Annotated in this window: 3 protein-coding genes and 1 pseudogene; 1 reads left to right on the forward strand and 3 read right to left on the reverse strand. The window is 58.2% G+C overall.

Annotated elements, in window-relative coordinates:
• On the forward strand, positions 1-263 hold a 263-nt coding region (locus RISK_RS33050), incomplete at its 5' end, for a hypothetical protein (RefSeq protein ID WP_236696281.1).
• A gap of 601 nt (positions 264-864) precedes the next feature.
• On the opposite strand, the gene RISK_RS13650 is transcribed toward RISK_RS33050, so the two are convergent.
• The 3 genes and pseudogenes from RISK_RS13650 to RISK_RS13665 all read right to left on the reverse strand — a co-directional run bounded on the left by RISK_RS13650 (position 865) and on the right by RISK_RS13665 (position 5,117).
• Positions 865-2,784 carry a DEAD/DEAH box helicase gene (locus RISK_RS13650; RefSeq protein WP_047814875.1) on the reverse strand — a complete coding sequence of 640 codons (1,920 nt, stop codon included), beginning with the start codon at positions 2,782-2,784 and terminating at the stop codon, positions 865-867.
• Positions 2,784-3,378: pseudogene (locus tag RISK_RS13655) on the reverse strand (hypothetical protein). Before RISK_RS13655 ends, RISK_RS13650 begins: the two are co-directional and overlap by 1 nt.
• Positions 3,379-3,674: 296 nt before the next feature.
• Positions 3,675-5,117 carry a trypsin-like peptidase domain-containing protein gene (locus RISK_RS13665; RefSeq protein WP_047814879.1) on the reverse strand — a complete coding sequence of 481 codons (1,443 nt, stop codon included), beginning with the start codon at positions 5,115-5,117 and terminating at the stop codon, positions 3,675-3,677.
• Positions 5,118-6,294 lie beyond the last annotated feature (1,177 nt).

Genomic DNA, 6,294 nt, shown 5'->3' on the forward strand with positions numbered 1-6,294 from the left:
TGCTCGTGCTCGTGCTCGTGCTCGTGCTCGTGCTCGTGCTCGTGCTCGTGCTCGTGCTCGTGCTCGTGCTCGTGCTCGTGCTCGTGCTCGTAACTAGAAGGTGCCAGCCACCTTCCAAAGTCCTCTGTCATCAACTGTTCCGTCGGGCAGCCTTCCAACGCCAAGCCTCATCGCAAACAAGTCCACTTTCAACCGCTCGCGTCACACTGTTCGACGACACCAACCAATCACGCAAACATTTGGGGACAAATGTTCTACTCTGAAAGGACATTCAGCCCCCGCGACTAGAAGGTGCCAGCCACCTTCCAAACCCTTTGAGAACCCCGCCCGACGAAGTTGGGAGGGGTCGGAAAGCGAGCGTTCAGCGAGATTTCCGGGGGAGGGCAGTGCGCCGTTTCCCATCCCCGGCCCTCACCCTCGCGTACGCCTGAACGGCGTCGCTCGACCGCTCCCCAAACTGCGTTTCAGGAGAGGTGCGCCGTATGAAAACCCGCCGAAAAGCGGTCTCAAAAATCGACACGATCTCTCCTGCCACGAGGGGGAACTCGTGCCTAGAAGGTACGCAGGTGTCATCGGGTATGTGAGCCGCTGGCGTTAGCCACGGTTTTCACGCACAACCGGGGCGAACGCCCAAACGGCTCACATGGTTGTGCTTGATCACTCCTGCCGACCTGCCTAGAAGGTGCCAGCCACCTTCCAAAGTCCTCTGTCATCAACCGTTCCGTCGGGCAGCCTTCCAACGCCAAGCCTCATCGCAAACAAGTCCACTTTCAACCGCTCGCGTCATACTGCTCGACGACACCAACCAATCACGCAAACATTTGGGGACAAATGTTCTACTCTGAAAGGACATCCCGCCCCAACTCACGCCACCTTCTTGCCGCCGGGGGCTCGCAGGTCGAACAACCCGAAGATCTCGTCGCGTGACAGACCACCGGCTTGGGACAACGGCCCAGACTTGGCCGGGCCATCGCCCGCGGCGTTCTTGGACGCATCGCGTTGATCCGCGAACAGCATGTCAAACATCTCGCGTTTCTGATCCAGCACCGCCGCGATGCGTTGCTCGATCGTGTTGACCGCCATCATTCGCGTGACCGTCACGCTGCCAGCCGCTCCAATGCGGTGGGCTCGATTGATCGCTTGATCCTCAATCGCGGGGTTCCACCACCGATCAAACAAGAACACGTACCGGCAAAACTGCAGGTTCAAGCCCACACTGCCAGCGCCGTAGCTCATCAAAATGATGTGGCTGTTGGGATCGTTTTTAAATTGCTCGATCACGCCTTCGCGTTTTTTGTGCGGGATCTTGCCGTGGTATTCCAGCGGTCCAAACCGTTCCAGCGTGGGACGCATCTTGTCGATCGTCTTGGTCCACTGACTGAACAGGATCGCCTTCTGGCCGCTGGCAGCGACCTCTTCCATGTCCGCTTCGAGTCGCTGCAATTTGGCGCTGGAATTGGTCACCGGATCGAAGTTGCAAATCTGCTTGAGCCGCAACACCAACTCGAACACGTGTTGCACGGTCAGAGACTCTTCCAGTTCCTCCAGATGAACCACGCCTTCCTTCTCAGCGGTGTCGTAGCGAGCCCATTGTTCGGGCGTCAGGTCAATGTCTGCGTCGCGATAAAGTTTGGGCGGCATGTCTTCGAGCACCATGTCTTTGGTGCGTCGCAAGATGTAGTCCCCCGCCATGCTCGCCATCTGCGACATCGGCATGCCGGTTTGCAAGTACCCCGGTGAGAGAAAGTCAAAGATGCCGACCAAATCATCGGGCGAGTTTTCGACGGGCGTTCCGGTCAGAGCCCACGACCTGGTTCGCGGGATGGCGCGAACGATTTCGCTGGTCGAGTTGTTGATGTTCTTGATCCGCTGGGCTTCGTCGAGCGCCACCAAGTCAAAGTGCAGACCGCCCTCTAGCACGATCTCTTTGTCTCGCATCAACAATTCATAATTGGCAATCTTCACCGGCACATTGGGCTCGCGCCACTGGAACTCGCGCTTGGCCGCGTTGCCTTCGATTGCGACCACAGGGATCTCCGGCGCCCAAACGCTGAACTCACGCAGCCAATTGCTGACCAACGGCTTGGGGCAAACCAACAACACGTTGCGGAGTTCGCCGCTGCACAACAGCATCCGCATCGTGCTGATCGCTTGCATGGTTTTGCCCAGCCCCATCTCATCGGCCAGCACACAGGCATACCGAGGAAACAGGAACGCGATCCCATCGAGCTGATAGGGAAACGGTTCGAACGGAAAGTTCAATTGCCCGCTGCCGACCAGCAAATCCAACGGCGGTTGCAACAGGTAATACAACCGGTCCTGCAACTTCACGATGTCATTGGGCGGCTTGATCCGCGAACGCTTGCCCATCGATTTGCGACGCTTTTTGAAACCTTCGTCCTCGGTTTCGGATTCGCCTTTTCCCTCGGGACCGATGGAACCGGCCACAGCCTGCGTGGGTTTCTCCGCTGGCTTGGGAATCCAAGACGCCGACTCGGGGAACAAGAATCCCGTTGTCTTGGCGACCAGCGGCGGCAATTTGATCGGCACGCGCATCGGTTGCAGTGCCGGCAACGTCCACTCGTTTGTTTCCAACTCAAAAGCCGTCGCGGCATCCCAACTGTTGGTACCGTCGATCTCACACTGCATCGTGGGACGCGGTGCCGAAGCCACTGCCGAATCGGCCGCTGGAGGCGCTGCGTCAGTCGTCAGCATCGAGGGCGTCGACGTCCTGGATGCGTGCGGCGAATCCTCTGCAACCGGAGACGATTTTCGGAACCACACTACGCCGCCCTCGCGATTTGGGACTGAGCCTCTCGGATCGCTTCTCGAATCCGCTCGAAAGGTTCCATCACATCGGGGAAGTCACCCATCTGCTGCGTGACCTGTTCGGCGGCTTCCATTTGTTCCATCGCCACCAGAACCGATGCCCCGCGAACTTTCATGGCGCAATGCCCGTTGGGTTCTCGCGCGACGTAGGCCTTGCCATCGTTTTCCGGCGTGGCGACAAACCCGATCGTGCAACTGGCATCCGCCATCTGCAGGGACTCCGTTTGCTCACACATCAACATGGAGATCGGTGTGCGACATTTCTTCAAGAGCGTGGGTCCGATGACGTCACAGATCAGGTGTTGACGCAGCGTGTTGCCAAACAAGATTTCGTGAGCCTTGGTTGGACGCAGCGGCAACGTGCACTGGAACTCCAGAGGCCGACCGCCTCCGTTGAGGACGAGCAATCCGCCCGTCCAACCGGTGCGTTCTTGTTGAACGATCGTGAAATAACCAAGCGTCGCAGGTGCCAATTTCGACTCCATCGTGGATTCGATCAGATGTTTGATTGGGGTAGGTCATCAAAGTTTCGCGGGCGAACGGACGCAATCGACATGCGGGTGTCAACTGCGTCCGCCCACTCGACGAATGGACGATCGATCACGTCCCGGCTGGGTCGACGAACGAGCCCGGTGCATCTGCGGAAGATGCCCCCGACTCGTTCGTCCCAGGACGAATCGATCGTTGAGTCAAGAAAACAACGGCCTGAACCGTTTTGCGGTCTGAAAAAGCGAATGAGGAGGTCATCACCGTGGCGAAAGTCGTCAAGACTTTCGGGATTTCGTCGAGCGAGTCGAAACTCTTGACCAATTTCGCCCCCCCGAACCATTTGCCGTCACGGCCTTCTAGCGTCGCGTCAGCTGGTTCCCTTGCGAGGCCAATTGGAGATGGCCATACAGCGTCTGGTCTTTTCGAACGAGGTAGAACTTGGCCTTCGAACCGCGGCGGATGTTGGGTTGGTCAAGAATCTCGGCCAAGTCTTCCAGCCCGGCGGTTTGCCACACGTGAATCCCCAGCAGAACGTCGCCCGCCGTGATCCCTTGTTCGCTCGCCGCGGAACCAGCCCGCACATCGGTGACGATCAAACCGCCGCGGTAATTGGTTTGCAATCGCGAATTCATGCGATGCACAAACGACTTCCCAGCAGGTCGGACAGAGACACCCACGACTTGCCATGCAAGTGCGGCAGCTGGGTCACCAAATTCTTGCGACGAAACCGCGGTCGCCAATTGCGTTTGAAAGAACTCGCCCTCGCGTTCGAATTCGACCTGCATCGGATCCCCTGGCCCAACTTCTAGCACCGACAACGCGTAGTTGAGTGGATCCGCGATGTCTTGCTGGTTGATGCGTACCAAGCGATCGCCTGTCTGCAGGCCAGCTTGTTGTGCCGAACCACCGTCGGACAATCGTGTCACCTGCAATCCACCACGCGAGACGGCCGATCCATCCATTCCGATCACCATCCGGCGATCGTTGTGGCGGTTGATCATCTCGGTCACGGTGTCGAGCACCTGATCAATTGGAATGGCAAACGCAATCTGTTGAGCACCGACGCGAACGGCAACGTTCACACCGATCATTTCACCATCGATGTTCAGCAGTGGACCGCCGGAGTTGCCTGGGTTGATGCCGGCACTGGTTTGAATCAGATCGCGGTACTGCTGTGTCTCGTTGACCGGCACATCGCGGTGCAGAGCACTGATGATGCCTTCGGTGCTGGTGTGGACGTAACCAAACGCATTGCCGATGGCGATGACCGTTTCACCGATCATCAAATCATCGCTGTGACCACGTGGGATCGTTGGAAACGGGCCTTGGCCTCGCAATTTCACCAACGCCAGATCGCTTTGTGGATCCGAGGCGATCAAATCAGCGCGGGTGGCTTCGCCGTTGTGCAATGTCACGTTGAGTTCGTTGACGTCTTCGACCACATGGTAATTTGTGATCACATAACCACGCGGATCGATCACGACCCCTGTGCCCATGCCGTTGACTTGGCGAAACGAATCGGGCGCCCCACCAGCCATGCTGGCCGCGGTGGTGCGAATCGTCTTTTGACCGTGCAAATTCACCACCGAAGGCGAAGCACGACGAATCGCCGTCACCGTGGGCGTTTCACGCAACGATCGCGATGACCGACCGGTCGATCGCACGTCCCGTACGCTTGCGTCGCTGGAGCGAAAGCTGGTCGCCGTCACGCTCTGCAAGTCATCGGCTGACACCGAATCATCGCTGCCGACGCCGACGGTCAATCCCGCCAGCAACCCCATCGACAGCAACACACCCATGGATGGGGAACGATGCACCGACACGTCGTGACGTGAAGGCGAATGTTTTAGAAACCAACGCATGCAATCCCCGCACTCACGCAATCAAGCGGAAGTCATTGAAACAACCGGAACAACACGCCGCCAAGGCAGCATCTTGCTCCTGTGATGTCACCTGCCCGATCCGACAAAGCGGAACCAGGCGGAGTGACCGGTACGAGGGTTACCATCGGACATCGCCGCAAGGTCGCTTGATCAGTGACAGACCGCGCCGCAAGGTTTGCCAAACTTGACAATTGGCAAAAAATCCAAGATTTGATTGAAGCCGCCAACTCGCATCCCCAGGGCGACTTTCCCCCCACACCCCACCGAGGTCGTGCAGTTTTCAAATGCGGTGTTCGCAATGCCTTGAGAACCCCGCCCGCGCAGGAGGCCGTGCAGTTTTGAAGTACCGTGTTGCCAAGCGTTTATTATCACCCTCCCTTGGGACGTTCGAAAAATAAATGGTGGCGGGCGTCTGGGGATCGCCCCGGATGGGGCCGTCGTGCTTAGCTCGGGGCGGAAGCCCCGAGAGACCGATGCCGAAAAACAAACGGTCGCCCCGGATGGGGCCGTCGTAGAAGTTAGGTGGCGTCCCTCGCTCACGCGTCGCGTTGTGATGGGCACTCTTGCCCGTCGGAGTTTTGGATGTCGGCCAAGAACGGCCAACCCACAACAAAATCGACGCCTCCAAACCGAACGGGTCGGCAAGCGAGCGTCCAGCCGAAGAGCCAATTCACCCTCCTGGCAGGAGGGTTGAGCGAAGCGAGGGGAGGTCGAACGCAAACGCCCCGGTCCATTGAAAACGACACCGTGGTCATTGCAACCAGCCGTCTCACCCGGCCTCAGCCAAGTCCCCATCCTGCATCAACCGATCCAACGGACTCCCCACCTTCGAATCATGCGGATTTCGCACGTGCGTGTAAATCTCCGTCGTCTTCACATCGCTGTGTCCCAGCAACTGATTCGATCTTCGCCCAACGTTGCTTCTGTTCGGCACTCGCCGGTTTCGAATACATCCCCATCCAAACTCAGCTCCCGCACGTCAACCGTGTCAATCCAATTCGTGTCCTCCAACCTGCCACCTCAGCAAGTCGCTCACCCCGTCGTTTTGCAGCCCAAGAGGCTTAGGCTTCCAGCCTGAGAATCCTCCCTCCCA

Origin of the sequence: Rhodopirellula islandica, from assembly GCF_001027925.1 — a bacterium.
In the GTDB taxonomy this organism is placed as follows: Bacteria; Planctomycetota; Planctomycetia; order Pirellulales; family Pirellulaceae; genus Rhodopirellula; species Rhodopirellula islandica.